At 36.9% G+C, this 21,715-nt stretch carries 15 protein-coding genes; 7 read left to right on the plus strand and 8 right to left on the minus strand.

What is annotated here, in order from left to right:
* Nucleotides 1–203 (minus strand): DUF4377 domain-containing protein (locus AC1W31_RS10415; protein ID WP_481734377.1); only part of this gene is annotated, 203 nt, incomplete at its 3' end.
* A gap of 1,087 nt (nucleotides 204–1,290) precedes the next feature.
* On the opposite strand from AC1W31_RS10415, the gene AC1W31_RS10420 reads away from it, so the two are divergent.
* From AC1W31_RS10420 to AC1W31_RS10445, 6 genes are all read left to right on the plus strand, one after another.
* On the plus strand, nucleotides 1,291–1,833 hold the full coding sequence (locus tag AC1W31_RS10420; protein ID WP_481734378.1) for a YfiT family bacillithiol transferase: 543 nt from the start codon (nucleotides 1,291–1,293) through the stop codon (nucleotides 1,831–1,833).
* Nucleotides 1,834–2,068: 235 nt separating this feature from the next.
* Nucleotides 2,069–2,998 (plus strand): DUF6089 family protein, encoded by a 930-nt coding sequence (locus AC1W31_RS10425; protein ID WP_481734379.1) that lies wholly within the window; start codon nucleotides 2,069–2,071, stop codon nucleotides 2,996–2,998.
* Nucleotides 2,999–3,161: 163 nt separating this feature from the next.
* A complete protein-coding gene (locus AC1W31_RS10430; protein WP_481734380.1) occupies nucleotides 3,162–5,408 on the plus strand; it encodes a RelA/SpoT family protein in 2,247 nt (748 codons plus the stop codon).
* A gap of 284 nt (nucleotides 5,409–5,692) precedes the next feature.
* Nucleotides 5,693–6,181, plus strand: a complete 489-nt coding sequence (locus AC1W31_RS10435) for a Fur family transcriptional regulator (protein WP_481734381.1) — start codon at nucleotides 5,693–5,695, stop codon at nucleotides 6,179–6,181.
* Nucleotides 6,182–6,323: 142 nt separating this feature from the next.
* Complete coding sequence (locus AC1W31_RS10440) at nucleotides 6,324–7,577, plus strand: ATP-binding cassette domain-containing protein (protein WP_481734382.1); 1,254 nt, start codon at nucleotides 6,324–6,326, stop codon at nucleotides 7,575–7,577.
* Between the two features lie 149 nt (nucleotides 7,578–7,726).
* On the plus strand, nucleotides 7,727–9,007 hold the full coding sequence (locus AC1W31_RS10445) for an adenylosuccinate synthase (RefSeq protein WP_481734383.1): 1,281 nt from the start codon (nucleotides 7,727–7,729) through the stop codon (nucleotides 9,005–9,007).
* A gap of 112 nt (nucleotides 9,008–9,119) precedes the next feature.
* Here the strand turns inward: AC1W31_RS10445 and AC1W31_RS10450 are convergent, their stop codons facing one another.
* The gene (locus AC1W31_RS10450; RefSeq protein ID WP_481734384.1) at nucleotides 9,120–9,662 is read right to left on the minus strand and encodes a hypothetical protein; all 543 of its coding nucleotides are present in this window, start codon (nucleotides 9,660–9,662) and stop codon (nucleotides 9,120–9,122) included.
* A gap of 129 nt (nucleotides 9,663–9,791) precedes the next feature.
* Nucleotides 9,792–12,176 carry an ABC transporter permease gene (locus tag AC1W31_RS10455; protein ID WP_481734385.1) on the minus strand — a complete coding sequence of 795 codons (2,385 nt, stop codon included), beginning with the start codon at nucleotides 12,174–12,176 and terminating at the stop codon, nucleotides 9,792–9,794.
* Nucleotides 12,177–12,218: 42 nt separating this feature from the next.
* On the opposite strand from AC1W31_RS10455, the gene AC1W31_RS10460 reads away from it, so the two are divergent.
* On the plus strand, nucleotides 12,219–12,728 hold the full coding sequence (locus AC1W31_RS10460; RefSeq protein ID WP_481734386.1) for a Uma2 family endonuclease: 510 nt from the start codon (nucleotides 12,219–12,221) through the stop codon (nucleotides 12,726–12,728).
* An 80-nt stretch (nucleotides 12,729–12,808) separates the two neighbouring features.
* Here the strand turns inward: AC1W31_RS10460 and AC1W31_RS10465 are convergent, their stop codons facing one another.
* The 5 genes from AC1W31_RS10465 to AC1W31_RS10485 all read right to left on the minus strand — a co-directional run bounded on the left by AC1W31_RS10465 (nucleotide 12,809) and on the right by AC1W31_RS10485 (nucleotide 21,695).
* Nucleotides 12,809–15,235, minus strand: coding sequence for an ABC transporter permease (locus tag AC1W31_RS10465; protein WP_481734387.1), 2,427 nt, complete (start codon nucleotides 15,233–15,235; stop codon nucleotides 12,809–12,811).
* A 174-nt stretch (nucleotides 15,236–15,409) separates the two neighbouring features.
* Nucleotides 15,410–17,878 (minus strand): ABC transporter permease, encoded by a 2,469-nt coding sequence (locus tag AC1W31_RS10470; protein ID WP_481734388.1) that lies wholly within the window; start codon nucleotides 17,876–17,878, stop codon nucleotides 15,410–15,412.
* An 83-nt stretch (nucleotides 17,879–17,961) separates the two neighbouring features.
* A complete protein-coding gene (locus AC1W31_RS10475) occupies nucleotides 17,962–20,376 on the minus strand; it encodes an ABC transporter permease (protein WP_481734390.1) in 2,415 nt (804 codons plus the stop codon).
* A 67-nt stretch (nucleotides 20,377–20,443) separates the two neighbouring features.
* Entirely contained in the window at nucleotides 20,444–20,800 is a 357-nt protein-coding gene (locus tag AC1W31_RS10480; RefSeq protein WP_481734391.1) for a four helix bundle protein, read from the minus strand.
* Between the two features lie 217 nt (nucleotides 20,801–21,017).
* Nucleotides 21,018–21,695 (minus strand): ABC transporter ATP-binding protein, encoded by a 678-nt coding sequence (locus AC1W31_RS10485; RefSeq protein WP_481734392.1) that lies wholly within the window; start codon nucleotides 21,693–21,695, stop codon nucleotides 21,018–21,020.
* Nucleotides 21,696–21,715 lie beyond the last annotated feature (20 nt).

Consider the following 21,715-nt stretch of genomic DNA (forward strand, 5'->3'; position numbering starts at 1 on the left):
CTCGTAATTATGTTGGATTCGATGGCGGTTTTGCTAATTATTCGTTTTAAAACGTATTTAAATATTGAGCCATCCGCTAAACCTTCGGGAACATCCACAATTTCGATAAGTAATTGATATTCAAATCCTTGTTCGTGTTTAAATCCTTCAATTTGGTCATAAAAATACTCCCAATTTTTCTCAGGAGAGTTCTTTGCTATCATACATTTGGATTTGCCTTCGCCCGAACAATCAACAATTTTTGCGCCAATAATGAGCTTTCTAAAGGGTGATTTTAGCTTAAATGTAGGAGATTTAGTAGTTGTAAAGCACAAGAAGATAGCACTCAAACAAATTAGCAGTTTGACTTTCATATAATTTTATGGGTTTTAAATAATCCTTACTTAGTGAATTAAAAACCCACAAAAATGATGCCTTTTAAAGATTGAGGATCATAAAAAACAAAAGCCCCAAATTTCTTTGAGGCTTTACAGTTCACTGTTAAATAGTTATGAAAGAGGAGATTGTTTAATTCGTAATAAAAAGTTTGTCCGAATGGACAAAAACTGATAATTATGATGTTTTTTATTGAGATTATTTTAAATATACTGCAAAGATAAAATTTTTCGACAAATAAAATATAACTTTCCCAATTATATTTTTCACTTTATGGATAAATCGTCAATTTCTCTTAATAATAGGGATTTTGGTATTTATCTTAAAATTGCGTTTAAATTGTTGATACTAAATTTTATCGCAAAAAAAATCCTTTCTTCAGAAAAGAAAGGATTTATGGAAATATCCAAAAACAATCTCAATATTAAATTTTAAAGATTTTATTGAAAAGTGAAATACTTAGAAAGTATCATCACGTTAATCGCTAAATGTTATAAATTTGTTGATGAAGTAATAATCATTTCTTCAAAATCTTTGTCTGACAATTTATTTTTAAAATTACAAGTAATTATACTTAGAAAATTAGTTTACCTTATTTAGAAAAGATTAATTTTTGTGTCGAGTGATATTTTTACTGAAATGATTATTCGATGTTACTACATAAAATTATAAGTGCAAATAATAATTAAAAAAACTTTTTGACGAAATAATATTTTCTTAAAATCATTCAATTTAATATTTAATAAAGTATAAATAATTAAAGACGAAATTATTTGTAGGTATTGGTTTATTAAAAATGATAATTGAGGCAAGAACTGTCAAATCAAAGAGTTGTGAGTATATGTACTTAATTTTTAGTTAGAAAAACATATTTATTAATTTGTATTAAATCAAGAAACAATAACGCTTATATTCATGCAAGACCCTGCTTTACAACAACTTCGCTATCCCATTGGCACTTTTCAAAAACCTACCGAAATCTCTCAAGAAATGCTTTTGGGCTGGATTACTGACATTGAAAATCTTCCTGAATTACTCCGTAAATCGGTAGAAGGATTGAACGAGCAACAGTTATTACTGCCTTATCGCTTAGGAGGATGGACAATCAGGCAGACGGTAAATCACGTGGCGGACTCTCATGCGAATGCTTTCATTCGTTTTAAATTGGCTTTGACGGAAGATGTGCCAACCATCAAACCTTACGAAGAGCAATTGTGGGCGGAATTGGAAGATGGCAAAAATGCGCCTATCGAATGGTCGTTAACGATGTTGGAAGTGATGCATAAACGTTGGGTAATGTTGTTGAAATCAATGACAGAGGAACAGTTCGCACGGCAATTTATGCACCCCGAAACGAGGCATTTAAATATGTTGAAAACGGTAACGGGAATGTATTCTTGGCATAGTAAACATCATACGGCGCATATTACCGAACTTCGGAAACGAATGGGTATTTGAACCGATAACTCATTAAAATAGCATAAATCCTAACCATTAATCGTTATTGAAACGAACATATAAAACTATAATGAAAACGAGCGCCTTTTTAAAAGAAAAAATAATTGAGTTTAGTTTTCAGAGAATATTATTTTTCTCTGTTTTCTTAACCACATTAATTGTTTTCTCGACTCCTTGCTATACGCAGTCTTTTTTCTCAAATTTATTTAAATCAGATGGTTCCAGACAAAAAAGTATGTACGAAAAACATTCTGATATTTCTTTCGGAATTGGTACATCCAATTATTACGGTGATTTAGCGCCTTATAATCGTCCGATACAATCAACTTTACAAAATATTAATTGGAATATTGGCGTGGATTTTACTCGACATTTCACGCCACATTTTAGTGGTCGTGCCAGCCTCACATGGGTGCGACTTACGGGGGATGATAATAAATTTGAAGGCGTGGCGGGCTTAGAACAATTGTATATGCGGAATGCTCATTTTAGAAATGATGTACAAGAATTAGCATTCACGGGAATTTATAATCTTATTCCCGAAACCAGAAGTTATCGTAATCGGCCCCAACTAAATCCCTATCTATTTGCAGGAATTGCCGTTTTTCATCATAACCCCATGGCAAAAGTTCCGACCGATTATACAGGTTCGGAGGCTTCTCCGGGCGAATGGGTGAGTTTGCAACCACTCAATACTGAAGGGCAGGGGTTGCCAAATTATCCCGACCAACCTTATAATTTGGTGAACGTAAATATTCCGTTTGGGGCTGGCGTAAAATATAAATTAGATAAAAATTGGGATTTAGGATTTGAGGTAGGCGTTCGATATACTTTCTCTGATTATCTGGACGATGTGGGCGGATATTTTGCTGATAAAGCAGATTTGACGGGAATTAGTAGTTTATCAGCCGCCATGGGACACCGTGAAAATGAGAAAATTGCGGCCTTGACAGGGCGTGACCGTGAGGCTTTTGCCAGAGCGTATTATGCGACAAGGGTTGATCCTGCTTTTTCAGATCCCAATTTATTTCCCATTGGCAGTTTTCCAGAATTGGGCGGGGGTGCGAGAAACAGTTCATCAAAACTGAATGATATGTATATTCTGACGAGCTTTAAAATTATTTATCATATTGCTCCAAGCATAAAATGTCCTGTGATTCGATAAAGTTTTAGATGATTTTATTTAGTTCAATTGATTAACTTCCTGAAAGATTTAGCATTTTTGGGAAGTTTTTTTATGCGCATAAGTTTGCCATTCTCCTCCAATTACATTAATTTAGATAATCACCAATACCACAAAACCATTCACTAATCAAATATATTAAACCGTGGAAGTCGCAGCAATTGATTTAGAACAAGAAAGAAAGGAAATCCTCAAACGGTACAGAAAATTACTCCATACCGCCCGTCCATACCTTCAAGATGATGATGCAAAACTGATTAAAAAAGCCTTTTTGATGTCGGCAGAAGCTCACAAAGACATGAGGCGGAAATCAGGTGAACCTTATATTTATCATCCAATTGCCGTCGCCCAAATTTGTGTAGAAGAAATTGGCTTGGGTCCAACCTCTATTATGTGCGCTTTATTGCATGATGTAGTAGAGGACACAGAAATTAGTTTAGATGAGATTGAGGTAGATTTTGGTAAGAATGTTGCCAAAATTATTGACGGATTAACCAAAATAACGGGCGTTTTTGAACACGGAAGTTCGCAACAAGCCGAGAACTTTCGCAAAATGTTATTGACACTTTCGGATGATATTCGGGTAATCTTAATCAAGCTCGCCGACCGTCTTCATAATATGCGGACTTTGGGAAGCATGGCACGAGACAAGCAACTCAAAATCGCTTCTGAAACGTTTTATTTGTACGCTCCCCTCGCCCACAGATTGGGTTTGCACGCTATCAAGTCAGAATTAGAAGATTTGTGTTTGAAATATACCGAGCCCGAAGCCTACAAAGATGTTGCCCGCAGACTAAAAGAAACCAAAAGTTCCAGAGAGAATTTTATTCAGAATTTCATTCGTCCCATCGAAAAAGATTTGACGGAAATGGGTTTCAAACACGTGGTAAAAGGTCGTCCAAAATCCATTTATTCGATTTATAATAAACTCAAAAAGAACAATACGCCCTTCGAGGAAATTTATGACCTTTTTGCCGTTCGGGTAATTTTGGACGTGCCAACTGAGCAAGAAAAAGCGGCTTGTTGGGCGGTTTATTCGATGGTAACCGACCATTATAAACCCAACCCCGACCGTTTGAAAGACTGGATTTCTACGCCAAAATCAAACGGTTATGAGTCTTTGCACACAACCGTCATGGGCGGAGGCAAACGTGGACGTTGGGTGGAAGTGCAAATCAGAACGGTACGAATGGATGAAATTGCCGAGAAAGGTTTTGCCGCTCACTGGAAATATAAAGGCAATGATACCCGTACCAATACTGCCTTTGAATCGTGGTTAAGCCAAATTAGAGAGGCTTTGGATTCTAACGATAAAACCCAGTCAGCCGTTGATTTGGTGGATGATATTCGCAGTAGTTTGTACAATGAGGAGGTTTTTGTTTATACACCCAAAGGCAAATTGGTGGTCTTGAAAGAAGGAGCTACGGCTTTGGATTTTGCCTTTGAAATTCATACGGAAGTTGGGGCGAAATGTATTGGAGCGAAGGTAAACAATCGTTTGGTGCCATTGAGTCACAAAATCAAAACGGGGGATATTATTGAATGTATGACCTCGCCGAAGCAAAAACCCTCGGAAGATTGGTTGAAGTTTGTGGTGACGACCAAGGCAAAATCTCGCATTAAGGATTATATCAAAGAAGCCAATAAATCGCACGTGGTGATGGGGCGTGATATGATTGAACATCGCTTGAAAGTGTTAGGTATTTCGCCCTTGACTTTGGAAGTGACCAACCAGTTGCGAGCCTATTTCAACGCTAAAGATTCCAACGATTTATTCTATCGTTTTGGGAAAGGTTTTGTGCAGTTAGATGAGTTAAAGCGCTGGAAATCAGACCGTGAAGCTCACGAACGCAAGCAAGAAGCTAAGTCAATCAAAGAGCCTTTAACGGATTTGAAATCAATCACCAAGGAGTTGAAAAAACTGCACGGTGATAAGAAAAATGCCGATGGAATTTTGATTGGGGAAGATATGGATAAGATAGATTACACGCTGGCAAAATGTTGTAACCCCATTGCGGGCGATGATGTTTTTGGGTTTGTAACCATCAACGAAGGCATCAAAATTCATCGGACATCCTGCCCGAATTCGACGGAATTGCTTTCGAGACACGGCGACCGAGTAATTAAAGCCTTTTGGACGAGTCAAATATCCATGTCGTTTTTGGCTCATTTAGTGATCAGAGGCATGGATCGAATGAGCTTGATGAATGACGTAACAAGGGTGATTTCTCAGGAATTAAAAGTAAATATTCAGAGCCTTTCTATCGGTGTGAAAGAAGGAATTTTTGAAGGAAAAATTGCCTTGATGGTGAGTGATACGATTCACTTGGAAAAATTAGTGGATTCTTTGGAGCAAGTGGAGGGGGTGATTGAAGTGGAGCGTGGGGAGTGATGATTGATGTATGATGGCACACTGATTTAATGGATTGGATCGCAGCGGCGGACCGCTCGGATTTTAGTCTGATGAGAACACTATTCATGAGAACAGTAGAATGAATTCGTGAGCAATTTAATAATCATAAAAAATTTAATTTATCCATCTATACCCCTTTAAATCAACATTCCATCTGATAATTTGAATAAAATTGATTTATTTTGTGTTATAATGTAGAATTAGTCCAAATTAATTGAAGCCACAACTAATTAAATAGATAAATAAGCAGTCCAATTCAAAATATGCAGTCTAACTCCAACATAGATTCAGTCAAGAAAATATTCACGGCGTACCTTGAAAACAAGGGACTTCGCAAAACTCCCGAACGCTTTGCGATTTTGGAAGAAATCTATTCTCGTGACGATCATTTTGATGTCGAAGAATTGTATATTTCCATGAAAAACAAAAAATATCAAGTCTCACGGGCAACGGTTTATAACACGCTTGATGTATTGGTAGAGTGTGACTTAGTGGTAAAACACCAGTTCGGAGGAAATCAGGCACAGTACGAAAAATCGTATGGACGTAAACAACACGATCACTTAATATGCACTGACTGTCACCACGTTACGGAATTTTGCGACCCAAGAGTACAAGGGATTCAAAACATGGTTGGTGAGATGTTGCAGTTTAATGTCATGCACCATTCCTTGATTTTTTATGGTTCTTGTACCAAAACAGACTGTGAATTTAAAAAGGCAATGGTGGTAGAAAAACGTGAAATGGCGTAGTTGTCTTACGACAAATGATTTAGACCACGGATTGTACTGATTGAACAGATTTACACCGATAAAATAAAAAAATCTGTGGAAATCCGCTAAATCGCTACAATCCGTGGTCTAATTTTGTAGGGTATAAACAGAAGAAGTAAATATGAATTCATTGAACCACTATGCCATTTTCCTTTCGAATGGAAGCGATAAAACCTCAATAGCTGAACAACTCTTATCCAAAAAATTAACGGGCGTATTAGCCAATTTTAACGAAATTGAAGGCGTACTTTTTTCTAAAATCAGTATCACCGAAATTTTGAAAGAAGAAGACCGTCATGGATTTACGGAGGTGACAAAATCGTTGCATAGAAGTCTAAAATCTATGTCGAGTGGCGAGCAAAAAAGGGTGTTTCTGCATTATTTGCTCGCTCAAAATTTCGATTTTATGATTTTGGATAATCCTTTTGATAACCTTGACATTGCCACTCGTGAAAGTTTGAAAACCATGCTTTACGAAGCCTCTAAAAAGACTATTTTTATTCAATTGGTGCATCGTGAACGTGATTTTTTGCCTTTTATTGACGAAATTATTACGATTGAAAATAATAATAATTTCGTACTCCAACCTGATAAACAAGCCTTTCTTCAACAATATCACGCCACACAAGAGAATCATTTTTCCAGCGAAATTCCTGCGCCTTTGCGGGTGTATGAGAATGTGCCAGAAGATTTGATAAAATTCCAAAATGTTAGGGTTAGTTATCATGAAAAGCCAATTTTGCAAGATATCACTTGGACAATTCGGAAGGGGGAATTTTGGCATTTAAGAGGGCCAAATGGTTCGGGTAAAACAACGATTTTATCCATGATTACGGGTGATAATCCCAAAGGTTACGGACAAAACTTGACCCTTTTTGGTATAAAAAAAGGCAGTGGCGAAAGCGTTTGGACGATTAAAGAGAATATTGGCTACGTTACACCCAGTATGACAGATTTGTTCAGTACAACACATACCTTGGAACAAATGTTGATTTCTGGATTTCATGATTCGATTGGATTATACGTTTACCCATCTGATTCGGAAGTACGGACGGCAAAATCTTGGTTGAAACTAATCGACATGGAAAATCACACCGATAAGCTATTTTCTATGCTTTCGGCAGGACAACAACGGATGGCTTTGGTCGTTCGTGCCATGATAAAGCACCCACCTTTACTGATTTTGGATGAACCTATCGCTGGGCTCGACGATTACCATAGTTTGTTGGTGGTTTCGTTGATTAATAAAATTGCGGATGAAAGTAATACGGCCATTTTGTACGTTTCTCACCAAGACGAAGAAGGGCTTTTTCCGAAAAAGATTTTTGAATTAATTCCAACGAAAAATGGGTCGATTGGGAGGGTTTTTGGTTGAATAAACATCTTTTCTATAATGGATAATTTTAAGTTTGGATTAGATTTATCAATGTACGGCATGATAAAGTAAATATTTTCTTTCCAGATTGTTTATCTTTGCAACTTTGAAATTTCATAACCCCCAATAGGGGAATTCTAAATAATAAAATGGCAGTAGATGTATTGTTAGGTTTGCAGTGGGGAGACGAAGGTAAAGGTAAAATTGTTGATGTCTTGGCCCCAAAGTATCAAGTAGTAGCCCGTTTTCAAGGTGGCCCAAATGCGGGACATACGCTTGAATTTGACGGTTTTAAGCACGTTTTGCACCAAATACCCTCGGGAATTTTCCGTTCGGAAGTGCAGAATATTATTGGTAATGGCGTGGTACTTGACCCTATCATTTTCAAAAAAGAAATTGATGGTTTGGCAAAATACAACCTCAATATTCTCGAAAATTTAGAGATTTCAAAAAAGGCTTCCATCATTTTGCCAACGCACCGTTTGTTGGATGCGTGCTACGAAAAAGCCAAAGGTGATGCCAAAATTGGTTCGACTTTGAAAGGAATTGGACCAACTTATACGGATAAAATCTCTCGTCAAGGTTTGCGGGTAGGTGATATGATTTCTCCGAATTTCAAGGCAAAATATGACAAATTAGTAAGTATTCACAAAGGAATTTTGGATGTTTATAAATTTGAATATGACCTTGAAGCCTCAGAAAAAGAATTCTTTGATGCCATTGAATTTATGAAAACGTTTCAATTGGTTGATTCTGAGTACGTTGTAAACCAGGCACTTACTGACAATAAAACTATTTTAGCCGAAGGCGCTCAAGGATCCTTGTTAGATGTTGATTTTGGTTCTTATCCATTCGTGACTTCTTCAAATACGGTTACGGCGGGTGCTTGTACGGGTTTGGGTGTTGCGCCAAAAAATATCGGTGAAGTTTACGGAATTTTCAAGGCTTATGCGACTCGTGTGGGTTCGGGACCTTTCCCAACTGAATTGATGGATGAAGTGGGCGAAAGAATGCGTCAGGAAGGAAGAGAATTTGGCTCGACGACGGGTCGTCCGAGACGTTGTGGTTGGATAGATTTACCTGCTTTGAAATATGCAATGATGATTAACGGCGTAACGCAGTTAATTATGATGAAGGCGGATGTTTTGAATATTTTTGAAGATATTGACGTTTGTACTGCCTATCAATTACCCGACGGAACAATCACCGAACAATTGCCTTATGACATGACGGATACAATCGTAACGCCCGTGTATGAGACTTTAAAAGGATGGAATTGTTCGTTGAAAGGATTCAGAAAGTTTGAGGAATTACCAACTGAATTATCGGCATATATTGCATTCTTAGAAGAGAAATTAGAGTTACCTATCAACTTTATCTCAACTGGTCCAGACCGTGATGAGTGTGTTTTGAGAGGGAAATTGGCGTAGTTCAATTTTTGATGTACGATTTTTGATTTTTGCCGTTGAACTTCCCGAAAGTGTAAAACTTTCGGGAAGTTAATCCAAGTTAAACAAGGTACGTTGTTTTTTACAATTTCCCTCAGTTCAAACTATCAGCAGGAATTACGTTTTTATAATCCCAGAAGGCTGAAATATTGACAATTTTCCACTCACCGTTCATTTTTTGCATAATTCTGGTTTCTTTGCTGTGTCTGTAATTCAATATTTGCTTGTCGCTATTGTATTGATCCCAAATTAAATAAGCTACGTCATCGCCAAAAAATTTAGTTATAATATTTTTCCTTTCTATTCTTGGATGTTCACTTTTGTATTTGCTATTTAATGGATTCGCTTTAATATATTTTCCGATTTTATCATCTACTTCATTCCAACCTACTTTTGCGTCAAAAGTGCCGCTTTCTTCATTCCAAGCCTGAAAAGCGTAATTTGTCTGCACATAATTCTTTTTCCATCCTTCATAATCTCTTTTGAAAAAACAACTTGTTTCATTTTCAATAACCTGAAAAATTGCCTTTTTTTCTTTCTCTTCATCAAGACCCAATGCAGAAGTATTTCTTCCTACATTGCTGTAAGCTATCAGAAATATCAAAATAGCTCCGAACATAAAAACATTCTTTTTCATTGATATATTTGTTTAAGATAAATTAAAAAAATTATATTAATTCATCAAATATAACAATTATTTGAGTATATTATTTTGTTTTTAAGGAATATTTATTGAATCTATAATTCTGAAAATCAATTGGTTATATCACTCCGTCCGCAAACTCTTCACAGGATTTGCTAAAGCGGATTTTAAGGCTTGATAGCTAATCGTGAGAATGGTGATGAAAACCAACAACAAAGCCACCATGCCAAACATCCAAACATTTAATTGTATTCGGTAGGGATAATCTTCCAAGAATTTATTGGCTAAAAACCAGGCGATAGGAAAGGAAATTATCACCGAAATCAACACTAATCTTAGGAAATCCTTCGTCAGCATCGTTACAATTACCGTAGCACTTGCGCCCAAAACCTTCCGAATTCCGATTTCTTTCGTGCGTTTTTCGGCTGAAAGCGTCGCTAAACCAAATAATCCAATGCAAGAAATAAACATAATCAAGCCAGCTGAAAAGGTAATTATCTGCTTCCATTTGGCTTCTTTTTCATACTGTTTCAAGTTCGAATCATCCTTAAATTCGTAGGAATACGGTCGAGTTGGACGTAATTGCTTGAATATTTTCTCGATATACTTAAGCGTTGCTGGGGTGTTCGTTGGCTTTATTTTGATGTTCAACATGCCAAAATCACTTCTTTGGGGGTCGGTAGAAAACATTTGAGGTTTTATTTTTTCGTAAAGTGAAGAAAAATGATAATCTTTCACGACACCTACCACTTGATATTTACGTTTGTTAAAAAAGAAATCAACGGTTTGTCCAATCGGATTTTTCCAGCCCGCTTCTTTTGCAAATGCTTCATTGACCATCACTGATTGTGAAGAATCGGAAGGAAAATCCTTTGAGAAATTACGCCCTTGGGTGATTGGAATTTTGAAAGTGGGCAAATAATCGTGGTCAACAATATCCATCGCAAAATTTATTTCTTGTTTGATATTCACTTTTGTTAAGGTAAACCAAAAACCAGCACTTTTAGGGGCAACTTGTTGAACATCAAGATTTTTCAATAATTCATTTCTAAAAACATCGGTTTCTGTGCGAGTCATTCTGCCCGTTTCAATCATTACGATATTTTTATCATCGTATCCCAAATTTTGGTGCGTCAGAAAATCAAATTGATAATACAGAATCAACGTTGCCATCATCATAAAAGCCGCCAAAGAAAACTGAAAAACGACCAAACTTTTTTGCAAATAATTTTTACTCGCAAATTTAAAACGACCATAAAGTGTATCCACCGGTCGCAAGTCTGACAGTACTAAGGCGGGATAAAATCCTGCTAAAAATTCTGTTAAAATAAATAAGAGAAAATAAGCTATAATTAGTTTATAATCAAAGAGATAAGATAAAGAAAGGGCTTTGTTGGCTAAAGAATTAAAGAAGGGTAAGGTAAGTTCAACCAATACAAAAGCGAACAAAAAGGCGATTAAACTTAATACAAAAGATTCGCCCATAAACTGATAAATCAACTGTTTTCTATCCCCACCAATTACTTTTCTGATACCAATTTCTTTGCTTCTTTTTACAGAACGAGCCACGGTTAAATTGATAAAATTGATGCAAGCAATCAACAATAAAAATGCAGCAAGCCCCGTCAGCACGTAGGAATACATGGGATTACTGTCATCGTGAAGTCCATTTTGAGCTTTAAAATCCGTGGAAAGGTGCATGGACAACATGGGTTGTAAGCCGTACTGAATTTTACTGGTATAATTCCAACTTTTCTTGGCTTCTGCGATTTGTTCTTTGGCATCAATGGTGTAAATACGAGCAAATTTTGCTTCCACCGCTTTGGGATTGGCAAAAGGTTTTAAGGTTACAAAAGTATTCAGATAGAAATTAATCCATTGATTGTCAGGGTTTTTATCTCGGTGAAAAGGGAAAAGTAGTTCCACTTTTATCGAAGAATTTTGGGGTGATTTTTTAATGACTCCCGAAATAGTAAATTCCTGAAAACCATCCTCATAATCAATGGACAAAGTTTTTCCGAGCGCTGATTTTTTGCCAAAATATTTCTCGGCAACTTCCTCCGTAATCACGATGGATTGCGGGTCTTTTAAAGCCGTTTTGGGAGAACCTTCCACAAAATTAAACGTGAAAACCGAGAAGAAAGAACTATCCACTTTTGTGGCTTCTTGGGCGAGTATATCGGTTCCTTTTTTAATATTAAATCGTTCGCCTTGTAAGCGCACAAACTTATCAATTTCAGGAATTTGTCTGGCAAAAGTTGGCCCAGGAACCATGCCCGTAATTCCGAATTTATTCACTTTTCCTTCCGGCGAAGTTTCGGTAGAAGTGATGCGGTAAATATTTTCCACATTTTTATGAAAACGGTCGTAACTGACCTCATCTTTGGTATAAAGCACAATCAACATACAACACGCCAACCCAATGCTGAGGCCTGAAATATTGATAAAGGAAAACACTTTGTTGTGAAAGAGATTCCGTAGGGCTATTTTTAGAAAATTTTGTAACATGATTTTAGTTTTTTTGTATATTTGAAAAAAACAAACACGATTATGGAATTATTAGTCGAAAAGGTAATTGATAGTGGAACGCCACCCGAAGCACTTTCTCAATACGAAATTGAAAGGAATAAACCTATGCCAAGCAGAAACCACGGATTTATACAATCAAAATTATCCATGATTATAGGATATCGTTATTTGAATGCATATAATCTGTTTTCAGAATTAGATATAATCATGCCCGAAAAGCCAGATTCTGTTCCTGATATTTGTATTTATCCTAAGTCTGAAATTGATTTTTCAGAAGATGTTATCGGTATGAAAGAAATGCCTCTAACTACCATTGAAATACTTTCTCCGACCCAACGTGAAAATGAACTAGTTGAAAAAGCTAAACGCTACTTTGCCGCAGGTGTTAAATCTTGCTGGATTGTATTACCCATTTTTAAGGTAATCGTAGTTTATTCTTCGCCAACTCAACGCCAAGTTTTTACTGAAGACATGACGTTAATTGATAAAATAACAGGGATTGAATTGTCAGTAAATGATGTGTTTTCTTAAATACTATAGGCTGAAAGATTAAAGAAATTATTTTAACCTTTCAGTCATTTCTCCTTTATTTTTCCCCTTTCTCCTCAATATTACTCCGTACGTAAACTTTTCACAGGATTAGCCAACGCTGCTTTGATGGATTGATAACCAACGGTTAATAAGGCAATTAGAATGGCCATAATTCCCGCCACCGCAAAAATCCACCAAGAAATATCCACTCTATACGCAAAATCTTGTAACCAAATATTCATAAAATAACCAGCGATTGGACTGGCAATGACCACCGAAATAAACACTAATTTTAAGAAATCTTTTGATAATAATGCCGTAATATTTCCCACACTCGCTCCTAAAACTTTGCGAATGCCAATCTCTTTTGTCCGTGATTCTACCGTGAAAGTTGCCAAACCAAAAAGCCCTAAACAAGCAATGAAAATTGCCCAAATCGAAGCCGTAGTGAATAAAGAAGCGTATTGTTGTTCGCTGATATACTGTTTGTTGTAGTTGTCATCCGCAAAAAAGTATTCAAAAGGATTACCCGAAAAATAGGTTTTGTATAGTTTTTCCAATGAAGCTACTTTTTCTTGCATTTTATCGCCCATCAAACGGACTGAAAAATAAGCACTATTATTTTGAGGATAGAAAATGATGGGGGCAACCGCCGTTTGAAGACTTTGGTGGTTATAATCTTTCACAACCCCGATTACTTCTAAATAGCGTTCGTCCCACTTTATTTTGGCATTCACGGCCTCGGCTGCGGAGGTAAATCCCAATGATTTGATGGCTCTTTCGTTGAGTAAAATTTTACTATTTTTGTTCCATTCTACTTCACATTCGGCGGGGGTGAAATTTCTACCCGCTTTCAGTTTTATATCGTAGGTTTTTAAGTAGCGGTCGCCCATTATAACAATTGAATAGGCTTTGTTTTCATCGCCCGCTTTTGATTTAGGAGAGGTAAATCCTTCCGTAGCAAAATTGTAATAACGACTCGGTACGCTGCCAGAAATGCAATAATCTTTCACAAAACTTTGTTGAACTACGGCATTTATAAACGCATTTCTACGAGTTTTATAGGTGCTGTCTTTCCCAATTTGTGGGCCTTGAATGACCAATAATTGGTTGATATTCATGCCCAAATTTTGCTTTTGCATAAACTGTAACTGTCTGTAAATCAGAATGGTGAATAGTATTAGCGCAATGGAAATACTAAATTGAGAAACGACCAGAGATTTGCGTAATAGAACACCTTTTGTGGTATTAACAATTTTTCCTTTGAGTGTTTCGATGGGCTTGAAATTGGACAGCACATAAGCGGTATAAGCACCCGAAGCCAAAGATCCAAAAATCAATAAGCCAATGCCATATATCCAAACGGAAGAATTGCCAAGAATCATCAGTGAAAGTTCTTTGCCAATGATTTGATTAAATAAAGGTTGCAATAAAGTAATCAGGAAGAATGACAACGCAAATGCCAACACATTCACCAAGACCGATTCTCCTAAAAACTGCCCAATAAGATTGCACCTACTCGCTCCAACTACTTTTCTCACGCCTACTTCATTGGCACGTTTCATCGCATTAGCGGTGCTGAGATTGATATAGTTGAACCACGCAATTAACAAAATCAAAAAAGCAATTCCCATGAGCATATATACGTATTTTATGTTACCAGTATGGTTAAGTTTATCCGAAAATGAAGAGGCTAAATGAACTTCAGAAACAGGTTGAATACGGAAAATAGTTGCATCTTTTTCTTGCTCTAATTCACGGCGCATATTGGTCATTTTCTTTTCAAATGACTGATAATCAGTTTCCTCATTCAACAAAAAAAACATATTGATGTACTGAGAATCAATATTGTCAAGATTGGCCCAACCGTTATCATTCAGATTTGCGGGATTTTTTAGCGTTTCGAGCGAGAAAACCATATCCATTTGAATGTCGGATTCTTCACCCATATTGGTATAAATTCCTTCAATCGTATAAATATGTTTTCCAAATTGATTGTTGAGCGTTAGGGTTTTACCGACGGAATATTCACCATTAAAATATTTTTTATTGGAAGCCTCCGAAATGAAAACTACGTCGGGTCGATTAAAAGAAGTGGGTGAACCTTTTTGAAGCGGAAAACTGAAAAATTGAAAGAAATTACCTTCGGCATACCCAATTTTTTGTTCTCTGAAAGTGATATTTTTAGCTTCATTCATCACTACGCCTTGCGCAATGCCATCTTCAAAACGGCAAAAATCTTTTACTTCGGGAAAACGTTCTTTGGCTCTGCTTGCCCAGCCAGGTTCTACTTGTGGCCAACTTTCACCTTGCGCATTTTGGCAAAGCATTCGGTACATATTGGGCAAATTGCGATGAAATTGATTGACACTTTTCTCTAAACTAACGTATTCGAGAATGAGCAAAAATGCGGTGATTCCCATGGCTAAACCAGCAATGTTCACAAAGCCGTAAACCTTGTTTCGAGTAAGATTCCTGAGTGCGATTTTTAAATAATTACGTATCATGGCAAAATTGAGTTATTTTGTGAAGCTTGTCAATCGTATTTTAAAATATATAATTCATAAGCTATGCCAAAGTTTCAAGTATTTAATTTTCAGTTACTTATAAATAATTAAAAAATAAAGGTGTCCGAAAATGAACACTTTTTGTGCGGTTTTGAAATAATTTTCGCTACTAATTTACTCCGTTCGTAAACTCTTCACAGGATTTGCCATGGCTGCTTTGATAGATTGATAACTGACTGTCAGTAAAGTAATTACAATCGCCATGATGCCCGCCAAAGCAAAAATCCACCACGAAATGTCAACTTTATAGGCAAAGTTTTGTAGCCATTTAGTCATAGCCCAATAGGCGATGGGTGAAGCAATGGCAATTCCGAGAACAACCAACCGTAGAAAATCTTTTGAAAGCAATTGTACGATTTGCGTTACCGTGGCACCCAACACTTTACGAATACCGATTTCTTTGGTGCGTTGTTGCGTCGTGAAGGACACTAAACCGAATAATCCCATGCAGGAAATTAAAATGGCAATGCCCGTGGCGGTGTTTAATATTTGGGCAAAATGTTTTTCAGCATCGTAGAATTTGGCAACCGTTTCATCAAAAAAAGTCGGTTCAAATGATTGTCCTTCGGGATAAACTTCCTTGAATACTTTTTCTATTTTGACTAAAATACCTTTAAAGTCAGCGGCCGATTTATCCTTGCTCCGAATTTTTACGTTGATGCTGGTTTCGTATTTATTCTCGGACAATAAATACAATGGTTTGATGGCTTTATGCAAAGGTTGTAAGTGAAAATCAGCCACTACACCCACAATTGGTAGGTTTATATCGCCTTTTCCGCCTGAATAAATCAACATTTTACCTAAAGCTTGTTCGGGTTTTTTGAAGCCTAATAGTTTGGCGTAGGTTTCATTAATTACAAATTCTTTGGCAGAATCGCTGTTGGTAATATTCCTTCCCGCCAAGATTTTTAGCCCAAACATCGGAACGTAATTTTCATCTACCGACCTTCTATTTACATCTAATTTTATTTCTTTCTTTCCATCAAAATACGTTACTCGATTCATGGAAAAACCATTTTTTGCGGGAACATCTCCGAGGCTAACTATTTCAATGTCAGGTAATTGGCTTAATTTATTAAGTAAAACCTTCTTTTTGTCACTGGTCGTATCGTGCCAATCGGTATAAAAATGAACGATGGCATCTCGCTTAAATCCCAAATCTTTATTGACCATAAAATGGGTTTGAGTTGCTACGATTATGGTACCCAAAATAAAGACTTGCGAGGCAGTAAACTGAAAAGTAATCAGGGCTTTACGCAAAAATGCTGTGCGACTTTGACCATTTGAAACTTGGTTTTTTAGCGAGGCTACGGGTGTGTAAGCAGAAATAATCCAAGCGGGGTAAAGCCCAGAAAGGAGGCTTGTAACGAAGGTAATTGTGATTAAGAAAATGATAATTTTATAATCTAAAAAATTGAAAGTCAATTCTTTAGGTACAAAATCTTTGAAGGTCCAGAGGATTGGCTCAATGAATAAAACGGAAGCAAAAACGGCTACCGAAGTTAGCACAAATGTCTCACACATAAATTGTAAAATGAGGCTTTTTCGGCTACTTCCCAATACTTTGCGAACCCCAATTTCTTTCACTCGATTGATAGATTGAGCAGTGGCTAAATTGATAAAATTGATGGCGGCGATCAACAATAAAAATAGGGCAATTCCGATGAGTGCATAGAGCGTAGGCAAATGCACTTGACGAGAAAAATTATCCCCAATTTCGGGATTGTAGTGCATATCCGATAAGGGCTGTAATGTGAGTGTACGCCCAACATTCCATTGGTCTTTTGCGTCGAGGTATTTTTTTAGAAATCCTTTTAATTGTGCATTTGTGGCGCTCACCGACGACTTTTCCGAGAGTTTGATAAATGCTATGGATGATGAATTGGTGTTTGTCCATTCGTCCAATTGAAATTCTTTGCGCCAGTTTTTGGGTTCAATACTTTTAAAAGAAATAAAATCTTCAAATTTAAAATCCGTGTTTTTAGGCAATTCTTTCACGATACCTGTAACAGTAGCCACCAGCGAATCATTGTAGTATAATTGCTTACCTATGATTTGTTCTAAGGGAATTTTTCCGAAATATTTCTCCGCTTTCCCACGGGTCAAAACCACTTCATTTGGTGAATTTAAGGTGTTTTTAGGATTTCCTTGCAACCATTCGTAACGAAAAATTTGAAAATATTGAGGCTCACAAATCAGTACTTCATTATTGTCATTTTTCCATGTTTTAGGGCTGTTTTGAACTTCGTTTTTGTCATTTGGCACGGATGTTCTTGGATACCAAATATGGCAAGCAGAAAGATTTTCTATTCCCGTAAGTTCTTGATGAATTACCGCTGGCATGGGAGCCGATAAACCGCCATCTACATTTGCACTGCCATCGGCATTTTTAAAACCAGAAACGATTCGATAAATCCGTTCACGGTCGGGCTGGAAGTTTTCAAAACTCAACTCAAAACTCACCAAGAGAAATATCACCAAACAGGCACTCACACCAATGGCAAGTCCGAGGATGTTTATGAACGAATAAACCTTGTTTCTGAGCAGGTTTCGGAGGGCGATTTTTAGGTAATTTTGTAGCATTTTTTTATTGTTTAAATGCAATGGTAAATGGTGAACGATAGTTGGAAATATAAATCCGTTTACCTTTAACCATGTACCGTTGATTATTCTGTTCTTAACGACTTCACAGGATTTGCCAATGCCGCCCTCGAAGATTGCCAACCTACCGTTATTACTGCAATCATTCCTGTAATAAAAATGGCTACCGCAAATACACCCACGCCGATACTGATTCTGTATTCAAAATCTTGTAACCAGCCATTCAAAACCCACCATGCGGCAGGGGCAGCAATGATGAAAGCGATTAAGATTAAGAAAGAAAATTCTTTGCCAAATAACCATAAAATCTGCCTTACCGAAGCCCCAAGTACTTTTCTTACGCCAATTTCTTTAGTTTTTTGTGCTACCATGAAGCTCACTAAACCATATAACCCAAGGCATCCAATCAAAATAGCTATCAAAGCAAAGGCTTGAATTAAACCCAACATTGCCGTTTCCATGATGTACATTTTGCCAATGGCTTCGTCATAAAATTCGTATTCAAACACAAAATCTGGAAAGGTGGCACTCCAAATTTTATCCAACTTTTTGATGGTATTCTGAGCATCCGCCATGTTCATTTTCACGGCAATGGTTCGATACATTCCAGTTGAGGAAGTGATAGCCAAAGGAGGAATTTTTTCGTGTAAAGTCATTACGTGATAATCCTGTACAACGCCTACGATTGTTATTTTTTTACCATTAAATTCTATGATTTTATTCAAGACTTTATCATTAGATTTTTCACCCAAACGTTTCACCAGTTCTTCATTGACCAATGCCTCTCGCATGGTATCTATCTTAGCAATATTTCGTCCTGCCAACAATTTAATCCCGTAGAGATTTAAGTAATCTTCATCCACAAATTTTGTGTTTAAACTGAATTTTTCTTTTTCTTGACGAGTGTCATATTTTACGTCGGTTGTATTATGACTTTGCGACATCGGTGGTGTCCATATATATGATACTTTTTCAATGGATGGAATGCTCTTGACTTGTGTTTTGAAAGTCTGTAATTTAACCGCATCTTGCTGAGGAACAGGCATTTGAAGGATAGCATCGTGTTTAAATCCCATTTCTGATTTGATGAAATAATTCATCTGAGAACTCACCACAATTGTTCCAATAACCAAGATTTGGGTAATCACAAATTGGGTTACCACCAAGGCTTTTCTAATCGAAACTCCTCCTAAACTTTGGGTACTTATTTTGCCTTTCAGAGCCACTACAGGATTAAAGCCACTCAGTACAAACCCTGGGTAAGAGCCGGAGACAAAGACCACTAAAAGGATAGTTAGGATAAAAATCATCCAAAACTGAAGGTCAATTAATTCAGAGAAAATCATCCGATAACCAATTAATTCTTCCTGCCAATTGCTTAAAAGTGGAAATAATACACTTGATAAAATGTAGGAAATAATGCCTGCTAAAACAGCAATAATGGTCGTTTCGGCGATAAATTGCCAGAATAATTGCCTTCTCGAACTCCCCATTACCTTGCGAACACCCACTTCTTTCGAGCGTTTAAGGGCTTGAGCAGTTGCCATGTTTACGAAATTAATACAGGCGGTAATCAATAAAAGTAAACCGATGATTCCCAAAGTCGTAATGATTCTTTTGGGAATTACACCCGTATAATTGTCGTTGAAGTGAATATCAGAAAGCGGTTGAATGTACAATAAGCGAGATTTTCTATCTTCGGCTTTTTCGTAATGTTTTGCGATGAAGGTAGGAGTCATTTTTTGAACTTGGGCAACGCTTGTATTGGTTTTCAACAAAGCATAACACTGGGTTGCACTATTAATGCCTCCCCAATGATTTTTCATGTATTTCTCCCAGTTAGAGTCAAACGTACTACGAGTAACATAACTGGCTATTATTGAGCCTTTTATGTCAGTATTTGAAGGAAAATTCTGTATAATTCCTGCTACTTTTACATCCAATCGAGCATCAAAACGTAATATTTTCCCGATTGGGTCGGTGTCTCCGTAATATTTTTTGGCAATTTTTTCGGTTAAAAAAACGATATTTGGTTGTTTTAAATCTTGAATATTTCCTTTCAAAATCTTCAAATCAAGGATGGAAAACAAATCAGGTTCAACAAAAAACACACCTCCATTTTCTTCTTTAAATTTCTTGGTGGGCACGCCACCTTCCATCAATGCAACTGTGACGTTATCTTCATTATAAACCATCGAAACTTTTTCTAAGGGAGCAATTTCGGTGCGGGCAGCATCCCCCAAAGGAGCAGGCACACCGGGCGTATAAAATTCACCATCGGGCGTGTTGAAATAAGAAACTATCCTCACCACACGGTCGGCTTTTGAATGATATTGGTCAAAACTCAAATGAAATTTTACCATCATAAAAATCAAGATGGCGCAAGTCAATCCGAGGGTTAAACCTAAAACGTTGAGGGCGGTATATGCCTTGTAACGAAGTAAAGTTCGGTAGGCGATTTTTAGGTAATTTCTGAACATATCTGTGGAGGAAAGGAGATGGGAGGAAGGGAGGAATGTTGCCTGCCTAATCCTTCAAAATCCTTCGTTAAAATTTGTCTTTTCTTGTTTGTATTAATCCGTAAAGCATGGCTGAAATTTTCTTGGTTTTTTCAATTAATTCCATTCCTTTTTCTTTCTCAATTATACCAACATTGATGGCTAAATTAATCTGGGTTCTAAATTCTCCACATGAGCCTTTTGCAATGTATAAATATTGAATAAACTCCTTATTTGACTGCCTTTCATAACCCTCAGCAATGTTGGAAGGCACAGAAACACTGGAACGTTGTATTTGGTCACGAAAACCAAAATCACGACATTCTTTTAGTTGTTCATACACTTCAACCGCCAATCTCATTGAGTCTTTCCAAACAATCAAATCCTCAAATTTTTCAATCTTCATTATTTTATAGTACGAAAGGAGAAAAGGAGGCAGGAGAAATGAAGTATGAGAGATAAAACTCTAACTCTCTTTTATCTTTCAGTCTGCCAGAGTACATCTCAGTCTGCCAGAGTACATCTAATTCTATATATCTATTCCATTTCCAAAACCTGTTCCCATTTTTAATTTGTTTTTGTCTCTTTTATTTCTGTTTCCTTTACTCCTGTCTCCATTCCTCCTATTGTAAGACATTCTCCATTACCACCTGCCCATCCAACATCCTAATAATCCGATGTGCATATCTCGCATCATGTTCGGAGTGCGTTACCATTACCACTGTCGTTCCATTACTATTCAAATCGGTTAATAATTCCATGACTTCATTACCGTTTTTTGAGTCCAAATTACCCGTTGGCTCATCGGCAAGAATCAATTTTGGATTGTTCACTACGGCACGAGCTACGGCACAACGTTGTTGCTGACCACCCGATAATTGTTGTGGAAAATGGTTTCTGCGGTGCATAATTTGGACTTTTTCCAATACTGCTTCTACTCGTTTTTTACGTTCGTCGGCATCAATTCCCAAATACAATAATGGCAATTCAACATTTTCATATACGGTGAGTTCATCAATCAAATTGAAGGATTGAAACACAAAACCGATGTTGCGTTTGCGGAGGTCGGCACGTTTACGTTCGTTGTAAGAAATCACTTCTTCGTTATTGAATTTAAAACTTCCAGTATCAGCATCATCCAAAAGACCTACGATATTCAAAAGCGTAGATTTTCCACAACCAGAAGGCCCCATGATAGCAACGAATTCGCCACTTTTCACTTCCACAGAAATTTTATTAAGCGCCACCGTTTCGATGTCTTCGGTGCGATAGATTTTTTCTAAATCGGTTATTTTTAACATGACTTTAAGATTTGAGCAAT

It is taken from the genome of Arcicella sp. (assembly GCF_964672035.1).